We start from the raw sequence: 20,733 nt of genomic DNA on the forward strand, positions 1-20,733 counted from the left end.
AACAGGGTTAATTTCTGTGTGATTTCCTTGCCGCCATGGCGCTGGGACACATAAAATGCGCTGCATCTGCGGCGTTTATGCTATGGGCAACGATACGTGCCTGATTTGGTGCCGTAATCGGCCTCATCTGTTGTCCTCTAAGCAAAAAGTACTGACCTCACACCATGCTTGAAAAACTGCGCAAAAATGCTTCCGGGTTTGTCGCCCAGATATTCATTGGCCTCCTGGTGCTGAGCTTCGCGGTTTGGGGCATCAATGACATCTTTACGGGATCTGTTGATCGCACCGTGGCGACTGTTGGCGACGAAGAGATTGATGGCGGGCTGTTCTTGTTTGAATACCGGCGCGATCTCAACCAGCGTTCCCAGAGTTTTGGCCGTCAGTTGAGTCTGAATGAGGGCCAGGCGCTTGGGTTTGATCGTCGCGTTCTTGAACAGATGGTGGGTAGAACCGCTCTTGATGCGACAGCCCGCAATCTTGGCATGGCTGCGGGCGATGATCTTGTCATCGAAGACATTCGCAATGACCCGGCCTTTCAGGGTCCAACCGGCCAGTTTGATGCGAATACCTTCCAGCAGACGCTTTTCAGCAATGGCATTTCCGAAGCATTCCTGATTGATGACCGCAAGCGTTTCATTGCGCGCCAGCAGCTCATCGAATCCATCAGCGCGGATGTTGAGGTATCTACGGGATTTGCCCAGCGCATGTACGCTGTGCTGAACGAACGTCGCAAAGCCAAGTATATCGTCCTCACGCCCGATACAGTGGATGCGCCAGGACAGCCGTCCGATGAAGATTTGGCCAACTTCTACGAAGTGCGAGGTCAGGGCCTGTTCCGGGAGCCTGAGTATCGCACTTTTTCTTACGTGCTGATGACCCCTGACACGGTGGCTCAGAGCATTGAGATTCCTGAAGAAGCGCTACGTGATGAATATTCACTTCGCAAAGCGGAGTTTGATCAGGTTGAGCGCCGGGCTATTGAGCAGATTTCCTACCCCACGCTTGAAGAAGCACAAGCCGCGCGCGCCAGCATAAATGAAGGCAAGACGTTTGCCGGCCTTGCCGCGGATGCAGAGCTAACGCCCACTGACTATCAGTTGGGCACGCTCACCCGCGCGGAGATTTTTGACACAACGATTGCAGACGCCGCGTTCTCCCTGGAAGAGGGCAAAGTCAGCGACCCGGTCGAAGGACCTCTCGGTTTCCTGCTCATCCGTGTGGGACAGATCATCCCTGCGGTGGAAAGCAACTTCGACGATGTACGCCAACAGCTGCGTGACGACCTTGCAGCCGATCGCGCCTATGACGAACTGTTCGATCTTGCAAATCAGGTCGAGGACGCACGTGCAGGCGGCGACCCACTTGATACTGCTGTTGCAGTGCTTGGCATGACGGCGACCCAGGTCCCTGCAGTGACCCCGGCCGGTTTGGGGCGCAACGGTCAGCGTGTCTCAGAACTCCCGACTGACGAAGCTATTCTAACTGCTGCCTACGAGGCAGTGGTTGGCGAGGAGTCGCCCATGGGTGAACTAGCTGATGGATCGTTCTTCTGGGTCGAAGTCTCAGAAATTGCTGAGGCTCGTACACCGCCTCTTGAGGAAGTGCGTGATCAGGTTGTGGAGACATGGCGGGAAGAAGAACGTGAGGCGAGTCTTCTGCGGCTCGCAGCAGATCTGTCCGCACGCATCAATGCCGGCGAGACGATTGCGCAGGTTGCGTCAGACTATGGCAAGGCTCCCATTGAGACACCGGAGCTACGTCGCGGCATGACGAACGAGACTTTCTCTCGCATCGCCATCAACAACCTTTTCAGCATTGGCGAGGGTGAAGCCACCTACGGGCCCGTAGGCTTTGGCAACAGCGTTTTGGTAATGCAGGCAACCGAGGTGACCTCAGGCAATGCCTTGGAAGCTGATGACGCCTTTGATGGATTTCGTGAGCGTCTGTCCGGTGGATTTGCTGACGATCTGATGGTGCAGTACATCAATGCCATTCGCGCCGACCTGGGCGTTGAAATCAACCAGGCCGCCATTGATTACGTCATCGGCGGTGAAGGAATTAATCAGGGAGGCGGGTACTAGGCTCCAAGCGCCTAAAACCTCCTTCGCAATTGCCATGATTGTCGAACCAGAATTTTCCGCCTTTGAGCAAGCCTACAAAGCGGGGACCGCACAAGTCGTGTGGACGAAGCTTGTGGCTGACCTTGAAACGCCGGTCTCCGCCATGCTCAAGCTTATGGACGGCCGCTTCAACTCATTCCTGTTGGAGAGCGTTGAAGATGGGGCTGTGCGCGGGCGTTACTCCATCATCGGCGTTGACCCGGATATTCTGTTTCGCGCCACAGGCAATGCCGCGGAAATCAATCGTAAGGCGCTGACGGACCGGACGGCCTACGAGCCGTGCGACGCCGGCACGCTTGATGCGCTACGGGACCTTTTGGCCGAGTCCGCAATAGACCTCCCGCACAGCCTACCGCCCATGTCGGCGGGCGTTTTCGGCTATCTGGGCTACGACATGGTCCGTCTGATGGAGCATCTGCCGGACCAGAATCCGGATGCGCTTGGCCTGCCGGACTCGATTATGGCGCGCCCCACAGTCATTGCCGTCTTTGACAGCGTGCGCGATGAAATCTCGCTAGTAACGCCGGTCCGCCCAACCGACGACATCTCCGCCAAGGTCGCCATGACCCGCGCAGAAGAGCGGCTGTCAGCTATCGTTGATGCGTTGGACAAGCCGCTACCCCATGCGGCCAATGCATTCGTGGATGCGGCTGCGCTGCCAGAACCCGCTTCAAATACTCAGCCTGCGGAGTATCACCAGATGGTGAACACCGCCAAGGAATACATCGCAGCGGGCGACATCTTCCAGGTGGTGCCGAGCCAGCGGTTCTCCGTACCGTTCGACCTGCCCCCCTTCGCGCTCTATCGCGCTCTGCGACGTACAAACCCGTCGCCCTATCTCTATTTCCTCGACTTTGAAGACTTTGCTGTCGCCGGGTCGTCACCGGAAATCATGGTCAAGGTGGCCGGTGACGAAGTCACCATCCGCCCAATCGCCGGAACGCGCCCTCGCGGCGCAACCCCTGAGGAAGATCTGGCGCTGGAGGAAGAGCTTCTGGCCGACCCCAAAGAGCGGGCCGAGCATTTGATGCTGCTTGACCTTGGCCGCAATGATGTGGGTCGCGTGGCAAAGATCGGCACGGTGGAGGTCACCGCCAGCTATACCATCGAGCGCTACAGCCAGGTGATGCACATTGTTTCCAACGTCATCGGCAAGCTTGATCCAAGCTATGACGCGATTTCCGCTCTCGTCGCTGGCTTCCCGGCAGGAACCGTCTCCGGTGCGCCCAAAGTGCGGGCGATGGAAATCATCGACGAGCTGGAAAAAGAAAAGCGCGGTCTTTATGCAGGCTGCGTTGGTTACTTCTCAGCCGGTGGCGACATGGACACGTGCATCGTGCTGCGCACCGGTGTCGTCAAGGACAACACGCTCTATGTGCAGGCTGGCGGCGGTGTCGTTGCAGACAGCGACCCAGAAGCCGAGCGCATGGAAAGCGTGAACAAGGCCAAGGCACTTTTCAAAGCTGCGGAAGAAGCGATCCGCTACGCGAGCAGCGTCGGGCGTGGGCAGTAACCAACGCTCGGCCTGGGTAGGGAAAATTGTATTGTGCTGATCCAAGTAGAAGTCAGCGGCGACTATGAGCCAGCTGGCATCAAACCGTCTGTTGCTCAAATCTATATGGACCAACAAGGCGTCAATGATTTATGCGAACAGTTGGATGCTTTGGAACTGCCTGGCGACCATACTCACAATTTCTCAGATGATTGGGGCGGCAGCGAGTTGTCGCTCGGGCCAAAGCACAACCCAAATGCACATTATGGCCACCACCTCGAGCTAATTTTCTTTGGGGTTGGGCACATAAATGCTGAGGTCGAAGTACCTGGAGATGGCCGCCCGCCTGGCATAGTTGAAATTCATGTGAACGCACGCGGAAGAGATGAACTTATCAGAGCGTTGCTCTCGCTTTTGCCTCACAAGAAGTGCGTAGCCTACGCAACAAAGTCCTTTGAAAAAATCGCAGATGGAGTTTTGGACGGCAAACATCAAAGCCGGGATGGAATGACCCCCCTTACCTATTTGGAGTTTTGCCTGATCCCCTAGTCTCTACTGCGCCATCGCAAGCTGTGAGCGCCTGCCTTCCATTTCGATGGCCTCACGGATGGTCACGAGCCGCAGGCCCTTCGCTTCAAGCCCCTTCACCCAGACGTCGAGTATTTCAAGGGAGGTCGAATGCGGGTGCGCAATGGCGACAGCGATGCCACGCGTGCGGGCCTGGCGTTCCAGTTCATCAAGCTGCGCCAGTAAAAAGTCTTCTCCCTCGCCGTGATCCAGAAACACATCACGAGCAATGAAGGGCACATCGTATGTCGCGGCAGCTGCACGTGCCTTGCTGTTTCTCGTGGTGATTGAATCGACGAATACCAGGCCACGTTCCGCGGCGCCGCGCATGACTTCATCCATCACCCGCCGGTCAGCCGTTGCGCGGCTGCCCATGTGATTGTTGATACCAGCAAGCGGTGCGGCTTCTGCAAGGTCGGCAATCTGCTTGTCCAGTTTGGCACGCAACTGCCGATCGCTATCCTGTGTCATTAGGGCGTCTGGGCCTGGATTGGCCTGGCCCCGAGGCTCCATAGGCACGTGGAGAAAAATCTCATGCCCCTTTGCGGCCGCCGCCTGCGCCAATGGGCGTGAAACCGGCCCGTAGGGCAGGAAGCTGAGCGTGACCTCGGTGGGGAGACGCAGCGCATGCGCTGAACGATCCGGTACAACCCCCAGATCGTCGATCATCAACGCAATGGCAGGGCGATTGTCGCGTGTCAGACCCGGATCGATCGCAGCTGTTGTAAGCGGCACAAGGCCTGTCTTACCGGATGCCACTACCAGCGGCGGGATTTCGGCTGGAAGCATAATCTGAGAAAAGACCATCCTTGGCGGCGCATCCTTCAACGCGCGCTTCCCGGCTGCAATCTGGACCGGAGCACCAGATACGCTGCCAACAGCGACCACGTAGTCGCCAGGTAAATCTTGAGGCGTCATCCAGGACGTGACATCCACGCGCGGCGCATAAAACGACACCGCGAGCAGCGTCATGCCCAATAGCATTCCCGTTGCAAAGGCCATGGGCGCGCGCAGCTTTGCTGGTACGCTGAATGCGTGCCGGAAGCGGTCGCTAATTGGTTTTGCCTGCGCCACCTGCGCTCCTGCCCGATTTACGGCACATTATGCGCCTTAACCACTTATTAACACTATATGTTGTGGCGGTAAACGCGCTGATTGGCCAAAAACCGCAGAAAGCTGGGGATATGTATCTCCTCTCTAGTTTCCATGCGGAAAAGCGCGGCAGAGGTGCAGCGTCAGAGGACCGGTTTTCTTGCCTAATTGGCTGGATGGCCCCTATATGTCGCGCACATGTTTTTCGCGGGCTTTCACTCTTTTCAGGACACTTAGGTGATGCTGCTACTCATCGATAACTACGACAGCTTTACCTATAACCTCGTGCACTTCCTTGGAGAGCTTGGTGCGGACGTCCAGGTAGTCCGCAATGACAAGATCACCGCCGACGAGGCGCTGGCCATGAAGCCGGAGGCGATCGTTCTGTCACCAGGCCCGTGCGACCCGGACAAGGCGGGCATCTGCCTGGAACTCACTGAAAAAGCCGCCGGCAAGGTGCCCCTGATGGGCGTGTGCCTTGGGCACCAGACTATCGGCCAGGTCTTTGGCGGTAAGGTCGTGCGTGCACCAACACTGATGCATGGCAAGATGAGCAAGGTGCATCACACCGGCAAAGGTCTGTTCAAGGGCCTGAATGATGATTTTGACGCAACGCGCTATCACTCATTACTCGTAGATCGTGACACCCTGCCGGATGAGCTTGAAATCACTGCAGAAACCGATGACGGCATCATCATGGGTGTGCAGCACAAGACCCAACCAGTCCATGGTGTGCAGTTCCATCCAGAGAGCATCGCATCGGAACACGGGCACGCCCTTTTGAAAAATTTTCTCGATATTGCTGCGCATTTCAATGAGGCGCGGGAAACGGAACCAGCATGAGCGACTTCAAAACCATTCTGGCCCATGTGGGTGCGGGCAATGCGCTGGACGCCGCCCACGCTAAGTCGGCCTTCGAATTCATCATGTCCGGCGAAGCATCACCGGCGCAGATTGCTGCCTTCCTGATGGCGCTGCGCGTGCGTGGTGAAACAGTGGATGAGATCACCGGTGCGGCTGGCGTCATGCGTGAAATGGCGCTGCATGTGCCCGCGCCGGCAGATGCCATTGATACCTGCGGCACCGGCGGCGACGCTTCAGGCACCTACAACATTTCCACCGCTGTTGCCTTTGTGGCTGCAGGCGCAGGCGTCAAGGTGGCCAAGCACGGCAACAAGGCCCTGACGTCCAAGTCCGGCTCAGCGGATGTCTTGCGTGCACTTGGCGTCAAGCTGGAGCTTGGCCCGGATGCCATTGCGCGGTGCATTGAGACCGCTGGCCTAGGCTTTATGTTTGCTCCGCAGCATCACGCCGCGATGAAACATGTGGGCCCAGTCCGAACGGAACTGGGTACGAGAACTATTTTCAATCTGCTTGGCCCCCTCTCAAACCCAGCGGGCACCAAACGGCAACTCGTCGGCGTGTTTGCGCGCGAATGGTGTGAACCTTTGGCACATGTGCTGCAGAACCTTGGAGCCACTCACGCGATCATCGCCCATGGATCTGACGGTCTGGATGAACTCACAACAACCGGTGTCAGCTATGTCAGCGAATTGTCTGACGGCGTGGTGCGCAATTATGAAGTGACGCCGGAAGATGTTGGCCTGACACGTGCTGACCCCAAGGCGCTTGTCGGCGGAGACGAGAGCGAGAATGCCGAAGCCCTGCGTGCTCTTCTGGACGGCCAGTCCGGTGCCTATCGTGACATTGTTGTTCTCAATGCTGCCGCAGCACTCAAGGTTGCAGGCAAAGCTGAGACACTTCAGGTGGGTGCCAAACAGGCCGAAGCAGCCATTGATGACGGCAAAGCAAAGGCTGCGCTTGATGCACTTATCGCATCGAGCAATCAGGCAGAGTGAAAATGGACATCCTTTCCCAGATTGCGGCGTACAAGCGCGAGGAAATTGCTGCTGCCAAGCAAGCGATACCAATGGCTGAACTCGAGAAGCAGGCGGCAGACGCCCCAGCAGTGCGCCCGTTCGCCAAAGCGCTTGAGACCGCGCAGTCATCAGGCTACGGGCTGATTGCCGAAATCAAAAAAGCAAGCCCGTCAAAAGGCCTCATCCGTGCTGACTTTGATCCGCCCGCCCATGCCAAGGCATACGAAGACGGAGGCGCAACGTGCCTGTCCGTTCTCACGGATGCTCCGTCCTTTCAAGGCAAGCCGGACTATCTGGTTGCCGCGCGCAACGCCTGTTCCCTGCCGGTATTGCGTAAGGACTTTATGTTTGAGCCTTACCAGGTAGCTGAAGCCCGCGCGATGGGGGCTGACTGCATCCTCATCATCATGGCTTGCACGACGGATGCCGAGGCCGCAGACCTTGCCGCTGCAGCGCGCGACCATGGTATGGACGCCCTGGTTGAGGTGCATGACGCCGATGAACTTGCCCGCGGGCTCAAGCTCGACTGCCGGATGATTGGCATCAACAACCGCAATCTGCGGACGTTTGAGACGACGCTGGCGACAACAGAAGAACTGGCACCGAAAGTCACAGGTGACAGGTTTGTTGTGGGTGAAAGCGGCATTGCAAACCACAACGATGTCTTGCGTCTTGCCAAGGCCAATGTGCGCACCTATCTCGTCGGCGAAAGTCTGATGCGGCAGGCTGACGTGGCCGCCGCAACTCGTTCGCTTTTGAAAGGATAAGATCCATAGCTCACAAGCCCCTCCCAGAAGGTTACGCCATTCGTCAGGCCCATATAGCCGAAGCGCCTCAACTGCCGGAGATTGAAGACCGTGCAGGAGTACTCTTTCTAGAGTCGAACCACCCTGAGGTGAATGGGCACGAGGCAGGCTCTCCCCAATTGTTCCGTGCACATATCAATCAGAATCTCTGTTTCTTGATGGTCGATGCCGCCGATACACCCATTGGGTTTGCAACATGCGGTGTTCTGGACAGGGCGTTGCACTTGTATGAGTTGGCAATGGTACCTGAACACGGCGGCAGGGGATTGGGCAAAGCACTGATTGAGACAGTCTGCGCTGAAGCTAAGTCGCGCGGACTTGATGCTGTCACTCTTTCGACTTTCACAGACGTTGCATGGAATGGACCATTCTACGAGCGGGTTGGCTTCCGCACTCTTGATGATGACGAGCTATCGCCTGGCCTGCATCTGGTAAAGAACCATGAGGCCGACATAGGCCTCACTCATCGCTGCATCATGCGTCGGGAAATCAAATGACCAAGGATGCCCTTACCCATCTGGATGACCAGGGCAACGCAGCCATGGTGGATGTATCCGGCAAGGCCGTCACAGCACGTGAAGCTGTAGCCGGCAGCCGTATCACTATGTCAGCAGAAGCATTTGAAGCTTTGACAAGCGGTACGTCTCCAAAGGGTGACGTTATGGCGGCCGCCCGCATTGCCGGCATTATGGCCGCAAAAAAGACCAGTGACCTTATTCCGCTGTGTCACCCGCTGCCTCTGTCAAAAGTCGCTGTCACGCTGGAAACACGGCCGGATGAGCTAGCCGTTGATGTGACAGCAACAGCCCGCACAAGCGGACAAACCGGCGTCGAAATGGAAGCGCTCACGGCGGCAACGGTGGCAAGTCTGACGCTCTATGACATGCTCAAGGCCGTGGATAAGGCCATGACCATTGGCAATGTCCGGCTGCTAAAAAAGTCTGGCGGAAAGTCCGGAACCTTTGAGCGTGTTGAGGACTGACGCGACCTAAGCCCCACCATCTGCCCTTTTTGCGCTTGACGGAAATTGAGAACCAAAATAGAACATTTGAACCGTTTCGGTTTTGTTCTGATTTGATTTGATTCTGGAACGAAACCGCAACTTGGATGCGCTGGCATGCGGGCCGGCGCGCTGTATACAGATTGTGTGGCTGAACCTTCTCTTTTCGGAAGGTGCATGCTCCGCAATCACGCAAGAATTGCGGGAAGGGGTTCAGTCATGCTGACGCGCAAACAGCACGAGCTTTTGACATTCATACATGAGCGGATTCGCGAGACAGGTGTTTCGCCTTCTTTTGATGAAATGAAGGAAGCGCTGGATCTGAGGTCCAAATCCGGTATCCATCGCCTTATTACCGCGCTGGAGGAACGAGGTTTCATCCGGCGGATGCCGCACCGAGCCCGCGCCCTGGAGGTTGTAAAACTTCCTGAGTCAGCTGCTCCGCAATCAACACCTGCCAAGCGCGGATTCTCGCCGAGCGTCATCCAAGGCAGCCTGTCTGAGCCAGCACCGCTTCCAGACAATCACCATTCAGTGCCAGAAGGTGGGGATGCGCTCACCCTTCCGCTTGTTGGACGAATTGCGGCTGGTACACCTATTGAGGCGCTTCAGGACGACTCCAACCATGTGGGTGTTCCTGCAAGCTTGCTGGGCTCCGGCGAGCATTACGCTCTGGAGGTCAAGGGTGACTCGATGATCGATGCGGGTATTTTTGATGGCGACATTGTTGTCATTCAACGCGCAGACACCGCCAGCTCGGGTGAAATTGTGGTGGCGCTGGTTGATCAGCACGAAGCAACGCTCAAACGCCTGCGCCGCAAGGGCGATACCATTGCCCTTGAAGCCGCTAACCCGGCCTATGAGACACGGATTTTTCCGTCAGACCGAGTAAAGGTTCAGGGCAAACTCGTTGGCCTGATGCGCAGGTACTAATCCCCTGCTCACTTCTAGATGTGTTTCAGCGCGGTCTCGATTCCTTGCAGACGGCGCTCAAGCTTGTCGATTGATTTTGCGCGGGCTGACAGATCGCTCAGATGTGCTTCAATCCGCAGCAGAACCTCAGTCATATCCTTCACCGGATCACCACTTGAAGGCCGAATTGGCTGGGGTGTCCTGCGTTTGAATGGATTAAGTGATGGCATTGATCCCTCCGAACATCCTTGTGTTCCTGCCTACTCACACAATCCAAGTCTATTCAGGCGGATTTGTGTCAGCCTAAATCCTCAAGGCCTGCAACGGGTCCAGGGACGGATGCCAGACACATCACACGCAGTTACGATGCGAACCCCCATCGGCATGTGCGCATCAGCGTAAAGCGCATGTGAACCGCGCCTCTGCAATGCACTCCTGTCGATTATGACCGGCACACGACAAGCCACAGGTGCATATGTGTCGGTCACAATGACCTTTGCCTCGCCACAGTCTTCGATCAGGCCACGCCAGGTTCGGGGCACAGAAATCAATCCAATGTCGGAATGTCGGGCAATACACCCGTCCGCATCACAGACGAATAGGCTCGCGGCCGCCAGTTTTTGAGATCGCAGATCAGCATCGCGCCTCAGCCAGGTCTCAGCGGAAAATCCAGCACGTCGGGATGCGCTCAGGGCTAGCTGCTTGTTCATATCTCGGACCGCGACAAGTTCCGCGTCTCGATCTACCAGAACGTCCGGGTACGGATTTGTCATCGCCAACGCAATTCCCAAAATTGGCCCAAGCATCCCAACCCACCGCAGTGACGTTGCCCACAGGGCCATCCACAATCCGCCGGCTATCAGCAGGGCCAAGGACGCATCCGGCATTGCGGGAACCGCCGTAATCGCGCCAGGCCAACTGGCAACTGTGTCGGCAACCATAGTGATAAGCGAGATGCCCTGCCCGGCCGCCCAAAGAGGAATGGCCTCCAGGCCGAATGGCATTGCAACAAAGGCCAAAAGTGCCGCTGGCATAACGACAAAACCAACGATAGGCATCGCTGCGAGGTTGGCCACAAGACCAAAATCAACAACCCTATTGAAGTGGAATGCGGCAAACGGTGCGGTGGCCAATGACGCAACAATCGACGTCAATGCAATACCGCCCAGATACAGCACACCCTTCGCTACCACACCGCGTTCCGCCATCGTGCTGCTCCACCGACTGAGCCAGGGGCGTGACGCCTCGTAGAAGGCGACCAGAGCAATGGCCGCTGAAAATGACATCTGGAAGCTGGCCTCCATGACTGCTTCCGGTGTCAGTACCATTACGATCATTGCGGCCAGGGCGACGTTGCGCATGGTGATAGCTGGGCGGTCCAACATCACCGCAACAAAGATCAACGTGAACATGACGAAGGCACGTTGTGTTGCGACGGACCCGCCGGAGACAAGCAGATACCCAAAACCACCAATGAGCGCCGCTGCAGCCGCCCATTTTTTGATGGGCATCCTCAATGCCAAGGGCGGCAAGAGGGCCAACAGCCCGCGAACGCCCCAAAAGATGGCCCCCGCAAACAGCGCCATATGCAGTCCAGAAATGGCAAGAAGATGCGCCAGACCTGTATCCCGCAGGTCCTGCAGCACATTTTCGGGAATACCTCCCCTGTCGCCTGTCATCAATGCTGCAGCTATGGCGCCCTGGGGGGGCGGAAGCGCGGCGACAATCCGGTCTGTCAGAGCATCACGCAGCCTGCTGACGCAGAACCGCAGGCAAGTGGTCCATGTGTTCGGCGCAGGTGCGACGCGGGCGAGCGGAGATATGGCGTAACCCACGGCTCCAAGCTGGCGAAAATAGGCCTGCCGCCCAAAGTCAAAAGCACTCGGTGCTGCTGGACCCGGCGGCGGCATTAGTCCAGCACGCACTGACACCACATCACCAGGCTGGACCCTGTCCATCTGTGTCCTAACATTGATGCGGATTCGAGCTGGCATGCCCTCCTTCAACTGGCGGCCGAGGTGCGTTGGCGCAATGACCACCCGAGTTCCACCTTCCGCCCGGTTGGTCTTTTCCAACAAGATGCCCTCAATGGATATTGCCCTGATCGCCCTATCCAACACCGGTGCATCAACTCGCGCAGCGCGCCAGTCCGCAGTCACAAATCCAGCCATTAGTGCTGCAACCGCACACAGAACCATCCTTGGCGCCAATGACTGGCGAACGAGTGGCAGTGCGCCCAACGCAGTTCCCAAAAAGAGGGGTGCGACCCAGGCAACAGGCTCGGATGACCGGGCAAAATAGAGGACCACCCCAGCACCGAAAAACACGGGGACCCAGAGCGTCAGACGGTCCTGCTCCTGCGCAGCCATCTTCACAATTTGCCGCCAGCGAACACGAACGACTGACCGCAGATGCACCGTCCGCGGAACCCAGCCCTCATATCTTCTTGTTTCTAAAGTGATTTTGTCCCCTCAGCGCGCCACGCCTGCTATCAAAAGGGGTATTTTGCACCAAAAAGTCGTGTTTGGTTGTTGTTCAATATTGGGTGCACTGCAACGTATCGCGCCGAGCGCCGATATGTTAAAAACCGCCTGGCTTTTGGGCCTTGGACGCAGCGTATCTGCGACGATCTCAAGAGTTTCACCCACGCCCCCAAGCGGATGCGGGACCTGCCATGACGTCGGCGGGTCATTTGTTGCAGGCCTTGAGGCCAATAAGGCTACGCACGCACCCGGGTGGACAGGACAGACAAAGGACGATTGATGCCGGCTGGCGCCTCTACATCCCCAGGCAGCAAAACGGTTCGCACCCGATTTGCCCCCTCACCCACCGGTTTTCTGCATATTGGTGGCGCACGCACTGCGTTGTTCAGCTGGCTGTTTGCCCGCCATCATGGCGGCCAATTTCTGTTGCGGATCGAAGATACAGACCGTGCCCGCTCAACGGATGAAGCTGTCGAAGCCATTTTTGAAGGTATGCGGTGGCTTGGTCTGGAATGGGACGAGGACGTCGTCTTCCAGTATGCCCAGCGCAATCGCCATGCGGAGGTTGCCCATCAACTTCTGGCAGATGGCAAAGCCTACAAATGCTACGCGTCGAAGGAAGAGCTGGCCGAAATGCGGGAGACCGCAAAGGCTGAAGGAAAGCCACAAGGCTACGATGGCCGCTGGCGAGACCGCGATCCCTCAGAGGCACCTGAGGGCGTTGATCCAGTCATTCGCATCAAGATGCCACGCGATGGTGAAACTGTTATCCGTGATCATGTCCAGGGCGATGTGACCATTCCAAACGCCGTGTTGGATGATTATATCCTGCTTCGCTCAGACGGATCTCCGACATACATGCTCTCAGTGGTCGTTGATGATCACGACATGAACATCACTCATGTGATCCGTGGAGATGACCACCTCACCAATGCTGCGCGTCAGATCAACCTGATGACAGCGCTGGGCTGGGATGTTCCTGAGTACGCCCACGTGCCGATGATCCATGGCGCCGATGGCGCCAAACTTTCCAAACGGCACGGCGCAATGGGTGCCGAAGAATATCGAGATATGGGTTACCTGCCTGAAGCCATGCGAAACTACCTTGCGCGGCTTGGCTGGAGCCATGGCGACGATGAAGTGTTTTCAACAGACCAGGCCATTGAGTGGTTTGGCCTTGATGCAATCGGCAAATCGCCTGCCAAGTTTGACTTTGTGAAACTCGCAAACCTCAACGGCATTCATATGCGTGAAGCAAATGACACGCGTCTCGCAGACGAAACACTGCGCATGATGACGGAAGTCAAAGGCTGGCAGGTGACCGATGACACGCGTGATGCATTGATCGCGGCAATGCCAGGCCTGAAAGAACGCGCAAAGACAATTGACGATCTTGCAGAAAGCGCACGTTTCCTTATCGAGACGCGGCCGCTTGCTATAACCGACAAGGCGGCGAAACTGCTGGACGATGCTGGCCGTGGCGTGCTTACGGGTATTGCGCCAAAGCTCGAAGCACTGCCTTCATGGACACTGGATGGCCTGGAAGCAGCGGTTCGTGATTTTGCCGACGAAAAAGAACTCAAGCTTGGAAAAGTTGCGCAGCCTTTGCGCGCTGCTTTGACTGGGACAACGACATCGCCTGGCATATTTGATGTGCTGGCCGTACTGGGCAAAGACGAATGTCTTGCCCGCATTAAGGATCAGGCTGCCTAAGTGAGAAGAGGCGGCCAACACAACGAAGACCGCGCAAAAGCAAAAAGACATATGCGCGGACTTTTGCACTAACCCGGGTGATTTTCCGGCGTGCCGGCACTACCGGCGCTGGAAATCAGCCGACATAACAACGGGGCTTTAGAGCTATGAATGAGTACGGAATGAAGGGTGGTCCCAAAGCCACCGCCAAGATCGATGTGGAAGGCAACGGCTATGACCTCCCGGTCTATGCCGGTTCCGAAGGACCAGATGTCGTGGACATCTCCAAGTTCTACGGACAGAGCGGCCGTTTCACCTATGACCCTGGCTTCACCTCAACGGCGAGCTGCGAAAGCAAGATCACATTCATCGATGGGGAAAAGGGCATTCTGCTTCACCGCGGTTACCCGATTGGCCAACTCGCTGAAAAAGGTGACTTCATCGAAACATGCTACTTGCTTCTGGAAGGTGACCTCCCAACGGAAAGCCAGTATCAGGAATTCGAGAAGGCCATCACCTATCACACGATGGTTCATGAGCAGCTGAACTACCTCTATCGTGGTTTCCGCCGTGATGCTCACCCTATGGCCATCATGACCGGTGTTGTTGGCGCATTGTCCGCGTTCTATCACGACTCTACGGACATCAACGATCCAGAACAGCGGATGATTGCCAGCCGTCGCCTGATCGCCAAGATGCCTACACTTGCGGCAATGGCGTTCAAGTACTCAATGGGTCAGCCATTCGTGTATCCAAGAAATGACCTCTCATATGCTGAAAACTTCCTGCATATGTGCTTCGCGGTTCCCGCTGAAGAATACAAAGTTGACCCGGTCCTGGCACGCGCCATGGATCGCATCTTTATTCTGCATGCTGACCATGAGCAGAACGCATCGACCTCAACCGTCCGCCTTGCGGGTTCATCCGGGGCCAACCCATTTGCATGCATTGCAGCTGGTATTGCTTGCCTCTGGGGCCCGAGCCACGGCGGTGCCAATGAAGCAGCTCTAGAGATGCTCATGGAAATCGGCAGCGTTGACCGTATTCCGGAATATGTTCAGAAGGCCAAGGACAAGAACGATCCGTTCCGTCTGATGGGCTTTGGTCACCGCGTGTACAAAAACTACGATCCACGTGCGACCGTGATGCAGCAAACGTGTCATGAAGTTCTGCAGACACTGGGCATCAAGGACGATCCGCTCCTGAACGTTGCAATGGAGCTTGAGAAGATCGCACTTGAGGATGAGTACTTCGTGGAGAAGAAGCTCTATCCGAACATTGATTTCTACTCAGGTATCACACTGCGTGCACTGGGCTTCCCGACAGACATGTTTACTGTTCTCTTTGCTCTGGCCCGTACCGTTGGCTGGATCGCCCAGTGGAAGGAAATGATTGAGGACCCAAGCCAGCGCATTGGCCGTCCCCGTCAGCTCTACACCGGCTATCCGACCCGTGAGTACACCGATCGCGGCAGCCGTTAGGCTCTATTGCTTGTTACAATCTGACGCCGGGTCGTTCACTGCCACTACATTGGCAGATGAGCGGCCCGGCGTTCTTGTTCAGGAAGGCCAATCGAGAGCACGACTTCGGCGGCACGGTCCGCAGGCTTCAACCCACCATCATCGCCAAGACGCATGCGCATCTCGCTAAGGGCAGCGATCATATCTTCCCTTTCTGGTGTGTCCTTCATCAGTGGCGCGAGTGCACGGGCCAGTGTCTCAGGTTCGCATTCTTCCTGCAGATACTCCGGAATGACTTTCCGGCCCAGAACCAGATTGGCAAGCACGATGCTCTCGACTTTCGCTAATCGGCGGATAATGAAGGCAGCAATCCGCTCAATCCTGTAGCCAATGACTGTCGGCACCCGTGCGAGGCCCAGCTCAAGGGAAACGGTGCCTGAGGCGGCCAAAGCAGCATCAGCAGCATCAAAGGCCGCAAATTTTTCCCCCTGATCTTCAACCAGAATGAGCGGTAGGCTTTCGCCGGCCAGCTTTTCGCGCACCAGGGCAGAAACATTGGGAACCGTTGGCAGGACAACCACCAAATCCGGCATCTCACGGCGTAGCCGTCGGGCCGTCTCAAGGAAGATGGCAATCAGCCCCTTCACTTCGTTTGGACGACTGCCAGGCAATAGAGCGAGGACTGGTGCATCTTTGGCAATATTGTGCCGCGTTCTAAAAGCTTCACCGCCACCTAGCTGCACACGCTCCAGCACCGGATGACCTACGAACGTGCATGGAAGCGTTGACTTCTCGGCGTAGAAAGCTGGCTCAAACGGCAATAGCGCCAGCACATGATTGAGGTATGTCGCCATTTTGGCTGCACGCCCCTGACGCCACGCCCAAACCTGTGGAGACACGTAGTTGACGATGGGGATATGCGGGGCCTGCTTTGCAATGCTCTTGGCAACCCGATGGGTGAAGTCAGGTGAGTCTATGATAACCACCACGTGAGGGTCAGCTGCGACAGCATTACGCGCTGTCTCTGCGACCCTCCGTAGGATGAGCGGAATGCGGGGAACAACCTCCCGCAGCCCCATGACGGCTATCTCCGACATGTCTACAAGACTGTCGAGCCCTTCGGCAGTCATACGGTCGCCACCAATGCCAAGAAACTCGATCGGCACGGAGGACGAACTGCGAAGGCTGCTCATCAACTCTGCGCCGAGAATATCTCCCGATGGCTCGCCGGCGATGAGCATCACGCGCAATGGCTTTGACTGAACCTGAGGGAGGTGGCTCATTCAGGTTGGCCAACGGTTGTCTTTGAAAAGGCGTAGACAAACATTCCCATTTCATCTGCGAGCCTTGCGACTTCGCTGCGGTCAAAGACGATCGCGCCACCGGCTTCGATTGCAATTCCCGCAAGCCCTGATGCCGCTGCAAGTTCCACAGTTTTTGTTCCCATCATTGGTAAGTCGACACGGCGGTCCTGAGATGGTTTTGGCAGCTTAACAAGAACACCGCGGCGTTTTTCCGGCGTGCCGCGAACAGTGGTGGGCAGTTCCCCGGTCCTGCGGAGCATTTCGTCAGTGCCTTCGGCTGCTTCAACAGCCAGCACCAGCCCATCGCACGCGATGGCGCCCTGCCCCACATCAAGGTTATCCAATGCATGGACAACCTGCTTACCAAGCTCAATATCCTTTAAAGCTGTTTCGCCTGGCGATATGGCCCCGATGGCACCCTCAGGCGCAACCAGGTCGCCAAGCACATCTTCTGCACCGACTACAGCAAAACCCTGCTCTTCCATCCAACGGACGAAGAATGACAGCAAAGCATCATCACCCTTGCGCGCTGCATTCAGCACCCGCGGCAGAAGTTTGGTGCCCGTCCAGTCGAGTTTCAGTTTGGAGAAGTCCGGTCTTTTGACCGGGCCGATAATGCACACATCTTCACACTCGGCCTTCTTCAGCAGATCCAAAGCATTGCCAATCGCGCCCAGGCGAGACCATCCATGGTCATAGGTCTCGATGTCCGGACGCGCTTCCCCCTCGATGCCAATGACATAGAGCGGCCGCCCCATTGCGGTGCAAGCCTCGGCCAGCTTCAAGGGAACCGGTCCAGAGCCGGCGATAATACCAAGTTTGCGCATCGTCAGATCCCGCCGCCTGACCTACTCGTCGACGTTGGAGTGGCCATTGCCATCTGAACGTGGCGTCACAAGTTTGCGCTTAGTGTCAGCACGAATGAATTCCACGATGTCCATTACGGATTCATTATCCCCAAATTCATCGGCCACGTCGGCAACGCGCTCCTGCAATGTCCCCTCTTCAGCAAAGAGAAGTCGGTAGGCGCGCCGCAAAGTATGAATCTGGTCCCGCGAAAAACCGCGACGTTTCAGCCCAACAATGTTGAGACCCTTTAGAACAGCGCGGTTTCCGAGCACTGATCCGTATGGAATAACGTCCTTTTCAACGCCGGACATCCCGCCAACAATGGCATGTTTGCCAATGCGTACAAACTGATGCGCTGCCGTCAGCCCAGACATGAAGGCAAAATCACCGACATTGCAGTGCCCGCCTATCGTGGCATTGTTGGCAAAAATAACATTGTCCCCGACTTGGCAGTCATGAGCCACGTGCGAGCCTGCCATGAACAGGCCGCCGTCACCAATTCGCGTAAATCCGCCGCCAAGCTGTGTGCCGGGATTGATCGTCACACCTTCACGTATGACGTTGTTCTTCCCGATAATCAGCTCAGTTTTTTCACCAAGGAACTTCTTGTCCTGCGGTGGATTTCCAATTGAGGCGAACGGAAAAATGTGCGTGCCGCCTCCAATGGTTGTCCAGCCGTCAACAACCACATGGCTATGCAGAACAGCGCCGTCACCAAGAACGGCATTCTTGCCGACTACACTGTAGGGACCAATTTCGACATCACTGCCAAGTTGGGCACCGTCCGCCACAACAGCGGTCGGATGGATGGCCATTAGGCATCTCCCGTAGGTTTGGCTTGGGCTTTCGCGATCTTTGGCGGCTGCGTTCCCTGACTTGCATCACGGTCTGCAATCATTGCACTGAATTCAGCTTCAGCTACCAGAGTATCGCCAACCATGGCCTTGCCGGAATACTTCCAGACAGGGCCTCTAGAGCGGATCATGGATACGTGCAGTTCTAGAACATCACCCGGCACGACCGGCTTGCGGAAGCGTGCTCCATCGATGGTCATGAAGTAAACGGTCTTTGTGTCGGCAACAGCGCCCATGTTGTTCATGACAACGGCACCTGCGGTCTGAGCCATTGCCTCAACGATCAGGACGCCCGGCATCACCGGCATATCAGGAAAGTGTCCTTGAAAATGCGGCTCGTTGATCGTGACGTTCTTGATACCTACAGCAGATTTATCTCCATCGATATCTATGATCCGATCGATCAACAACATGGGGTAGCGATGCGGGAGCAATTGCATGACCCGCATGATATCCGCGACCTGCATGTCGCCTGTTGGTGTTGGTGTCTCTTCAGCCATTTCTTATCTCGCAGAATCGCTAATTGTCGTACCTGCCCGTTACCGGACCTAAGTTGTTTTTTTCTTCTTCTTGCGTTTGGCAAGAATTGCCACCGCCGCTAGTTCACGCCGCCACTGTGACATGGGTCGAGCAGGTGCCCCACCGTATTGCTGGCCACCTTCAAGGTCACTTGGAACGCCGGTGCGCGCCGCCAACATGGCTCCATCGCCAATTTCTAGGTGCCCCGCAATTCCCACTTGCCCCCCGGCAACGACATAGTTGCCAAGCTTTGCAGATCCCGAAATGCCGACCTGAGAGACGATGATACAACCACGGCCGACAGAAACGTTGTGCGCAAGCTGAACCTGATTGTCGATCTTGCTGCCTTGGCCAATCACCGTATCAGGTCCAGCCCCACGATCTATTGTGGTATTCGCACCGATATCCACATCGTCCTGCAAAATAACACGCCCAAGCTGCGGTATCTTTTGGTGGCCATTGGGGCCCATGGCGAAACCGAATCCATCCTGACCAATTCGAGCACCAGGGTGAATGATCACCCGGTCGCCCACCAGTGCGTGGGTCAACGTTACGTTGGGCGCTATCGCACAATCCTGACCGATCTGCACACCGCGCCCGATCACAGTGTTTGCCCCAATCGATGTTCCGTCACCAATCTCCACATTGGCACCAATCACAGCACCAGCGTCTATTTTGACTGTCGAACCGACTTTTGCGGACGGATCAATATGAGATGATGGGCTTATCTGTGTTTCGTCGCCGCGCGGCAGATGCGGGTAAAACATCATGGCGGCCGACGCGTATGCTGGATAAGGAGCATCTATCACGAGCAAAGAAACACCTGCCGGTGCCAGCTCGACTGAAGCCGGCGCCAGAATTACGGCGCCAGCCTTGGTTGCTGATAACGCATCCTTGTAGCGCGGGTTATCAAAAAAGCTGATGTCAGAAGCTGTGGCTGAATCCAGCGGCGCCACATCAACGCATTCTTGATCAGAAGCACCGGACCCAATCGTCGCTCCGATTTCCTGAGCAATCTGTTCAAGAGTGAATGGACCGGACTTGGTGAAGAAGCGCGGATCAGCCATGTGTTTAAACTGCCTTGTTACGAAACACTATGGTCGCACAGAGTATTCCCGACCTTCACATTGGACTACCGGGGACGTTCAACCTTCAGCTTCGGCATCCTTTTGTCGAGACGGGCGATTACTTCTGCTGTGATGTCATAGTCGACACCACCCACATGAACCGCACCAACAGACATCACCATATTGGCGCCACGCTCGACCAGAATGCTCTGCATGATCTCATTCAGAACCGCATTCACCTGGCGACGCGCGTTGTTGGAAGCAGACTGGACTGCTGTACGCTCAATCTGGAAGAGATTGCCGCTACCCTCTTTTTCGGCCTGCAGTATTTCCCATTCCTTTTGCAGAACGGCTGGGTCGCGATCGCGCGCGCTCGCCAAAAGAGCCTGTTCCCTATCTACATAACTTTCTGCTGTGGTTTTCTCACGGCTAGAAATTTCTGACAGCATAACCTGAAGCTGTGACCTGATGTCTTTGCCCACTTCGGATTGACTAAAAACCGTGTCCAAATCAAGGAACAACGCGCGTGCCGGAGGCACCTGAGCGGATGCAGGTACTATTGCAGATGCAAACAAGGCTGCAGCTATCAGGAGCAGCGGAAAATTGCGGAACATGAAATTTGTTCTTCTTGTCATG

Annotated in this window: 19 protein-coding genes; 11 read left to right on the forward strand and 8 right to left on the reverse strand. The window is 56.2% G+C overall.

The annotated features are described in order from the left end of the window. Positions 1–164 precede the first annotated feature (164 nt). From ABXH05_RS12985 to ABXH05_RS12995, 3 genes are read left to right on the forward strand one after another with little or no spacing between them, the layout of a single operon-like run. The gene (locus ABXH05_RS12985) at positions 165–2,081 is read left to right on the forward strand and encodes a SurA N-terminal domain-containing protein (protein ID WP_353561378.1); all 1,917 of its coding nucleotides are present in this window, start codon (positions 165–167) and stop codon (positions 2,079–2,081) included. A 34-nt stretch (positions 2,082–2,115) separates the two neighbouring features. Beyond that, positions 2,116–3,633: an anthranilate synthase component I gene (gene trpE, locus ABXH05_RS12990; protein WP_353561379.1), complete on the forward strand. Its 1,518-nt coding sequence runs from the start codon at positions 2,116–2,118 to the stop codon at positions 3,631–3,633. 33 nt (positions 3,634–3,666) lie between these two features. Then, positions 3,667–4,161 carry a hypothetical protein gene (locus ABXH05_RS12995; RefSeq protein ID WP_353561380.1) on the forward strand — a complete coding sequence of 165 codons (495 nt, stop codon included), beginning with the start codon at positions 3,667–3,669 and terminating at the stop codon, positions 4,159–4,161. A gap of 3 nt (positions 4,162–4,164) precedes the next feature. Here ABXH05_RS12995 and ABXH05_RS13000 read toward each other — a convergent pair whose 3' ends face one another. Continuing rightward, positions 4,165–5,151: a divergent polysaccharide deacetylase family protein gene (locus tag ABXH05_RS13000; protein WP_353561381.1), complete on the reverse strand. Its 987-nt coding sequence runs from the start codon at positions 5,149–5,151 to the stop codon at positions 4,165–4,167. A 360-nt stretch (positions 5,152–5,511) separates the two neighbouring features. Here ABXH05_RS13000 and ABXH05_RS13005 point away from each other — a divergent pair, with 360 nt between their 5' ends. The 6 genes from ABXH05_RS13005 to lexA all read left to right on the forward strand — a co-directional run bounded on the left by ABXH05_RS13005 (position 5,512) and on the right by lexA (position 9,890). Next, positions 5,512–6,114 (forward strand): anthranilate synthase component II, encoded by a 603-nt coding sequence (locus ABXH05_RS13005; RefSeq protein WP_353562406.1) that lies wholly within the window; start codon positions 5,512–5,514, stop codon positions 6,112–6,114. Continuing rightward, positions 6,111–7,130: an anthranilate phosphoribosyltransferase gene (gene trpD / locus ABXH05_RS13010; protein ID WP_353561382.1), complete on the forward strand. Its 1,020-nt coding sequence runs from the start codon at positions 6,111–6,113 to the stop codon at positions 7,128–7,130. Before ABXH05_RS13005 ends, trpD begins: the two co-directional genes overlap by 4 nt. A gap of 2 nt (positions 7,131–7,132) precedes the next feature. Further along, on the forward strand, positions 7,133–7,918 hold the full coding sequence (gene trpC, locus ABXH05_RS13015; RefSeq protein ID WP_353561383.1) for an indole-3-glycerol phosphate synthase TrpC: 786 nt from the start codon (positions 7,133–7,135) through the stop codon (positions 7,916–7,918). Between the two features lie 128 nt (positions 7,919–8,046). Then, a complete protein-coding gene (locus ABXH05_RS13020) occupies positions 8,047–8,454 on the forward strand; it encodes a GNAT family N-acetyltransferase (protein WP_353561384.1) in 408 nt (135 codons plus the stop codon). Continuing rightward, positions 8,451–8,939, forward strand: coding sequence for a cyclic pyranopterin monophosphate synthase MoaC (gene moaC, locus ABXH05_RS13025; RefSeq protein WP_353561385.1), 489 nt, complete (start codon positions 8,451–8,453; stop codon positions 8,937–8,939). The genes ABXH05_RS13020 and moaC overlap by 4 nt, the downstream gene beginning before the upstream one ends. Before the next feature lie 237 nt (positions 8,940–9,176). After that, positions 9,177–9,890: a transcriptional repressor LexA gene (gene lexA / locus ABXH05_RS13030; RefSeq protein ID WP_043948921.1), complete on the forward strand. Its 714-nt coding sequence runs from the start codon at positions 9,177–9,179 to the stop codon at positions 9,888–9,890. A gap of 290 nt (positions 9,891–10,180) precedes the next feature. Here the strand turns inward: lexA and ABXH05_RS13035 are convergent, their stop codons facing one another. Then, positions 10,181–12,238 (reverse strand): ComEC/Rec2 family competence protein, encoded by a 2,058-nt coding sequence (locus ABXH05_RS13035; RefSeq protein ID WP_353561386.1) that lies wholly within the window; start codon positions 12,236–12,238, stop codon positions 10,181–10,183. A gap of 393 nt (positions 12,239–12,631) precedes the next feature. On the opposite strand from ABXH05_RS13035, the gene gltX reads away from it, so the two are divergent. Together gltX and gltA are read left to right on the forward strand one after the other, a co-directional pair. After that, the gene (gene gltX, locus ABXH05_RS13040) at positions 12,632–14,065 is read left to right on the forward strand and encodes a glutamate--tRNA ligase (protein ID WP_353561387.1); all 1,434 of its coding nucleotides are present in this window, start codon (positions 12,632–12,634) and stop codon (positions 14,063–14,065) included. 161 nt (positions 14,066–14,226) lie between these two features. Beyond that, the gene (gltA, locus tag ABXH05_RS13045; RefSeq protein WP_348140109.1) at positions 14,227–15,525 is read left to right on the forward strand and encodes a citrate synthase; all 1,299 of its coding nucleotides are present in this window, start codon (positions 14,227–14,229) and stop codon (positions 15,523–15,525) included. A gap of 44 nt (positions 15,526–15,569) precedes the next feature. Here the strand turns inward: gltA and lpxB are convergent, their stop codons facing one another. The 6 genes from lpxB to ABXH05_RS13075 form a co-directional block, all read right to left on the reverse strand. Further along, positions 15,570–16,787, reverse strand: coding sequence for a lipid-A-disaccharide synthase (lpxB, locus tag ABXH05_RS13050; protein WP_348140107.1), 1,218 nt, complete (start codon positions 16,785–16,787; stop codon positions 15,570–15,572). Further along, positions 16,784–17,635 (reverse strand): LpxI family protein, encoded by an 852-nt coding sequence (locus tag ABXH05_RS13055; protein ID WP_353561388.1) that lies wholly within the window; start codon positions 17,633–17,635, stop codon positions 16,784–16,786. The genes lpxB and ABXH05_RS13055 overlap by 4 nt, the downstream gene beginning before the upstream one ends. Positions 17,636–17,656: 21 nt before the next feature. Further along, entirely contained in the window at positions 17,657–18,472 is an 816-nt protein-coding gene (lpxA, locus tag ABXH05_RS13060; protein WP_348140103.1) for an acyl-ACP--UDP-N-acetylglucosamine O-acyltransferase, read from the reverse strand. Then, positions 18,472–19,011, reverse strand: a complete 540-nt coding sequence (gene fabZ, locus ABXH05_RS13065; RefSeq protein WP_353561389.1) for a 3-hydroxyacyl-ACP dehydratase FabZ — start codon at positions 19,009–19,011, stop codon at positions 18,472–18,474. The genes lpxA and fabZ overlap by 1 nt, the downstream gene beginning before the upstream one ends. Before the next feature lie 48 nt (positions 19,012–19,059). Next, positions 19,060–20,097 carry a UDP-3-O-(3-hydroxymyristoyl)glucosamine N-acyltransferase gene (lpxD, locus tag ABXH05_RS13070; protein WP_353561390.1) on the reverse strand — a complete coding sequence of 346 codons (1,038 nt, stop codon included), beginning with the start codon at positions 20,095–20,097 and terminating at the stop codon, positions 19,060–19,062. 65 nt (positions 20,098–20,162) lie between these two features. Then, entirely contained in the window at positions 20,163–20,732 is a 570-nt protein-coding gene (locus ABXH05_RS13075) for an OmpH/Skp family outer membrane protein (RefSeq protein WP_353561391.1), read from the reverse strand. Position 20,733 lies beyond the last annotated feature (1 nt).

The sequence above is a fragment of the Pyruvatibacter sp. HU-CL02332 genome, from assembly GCF_040362765.1.
In the GTDB taxonomy this organism is placed as follows: Bacteria; Pseudomonadota; Alphaproteobacteria; order CGMCC-115125; family CGMCC-115125; genus Pyruvatibacter.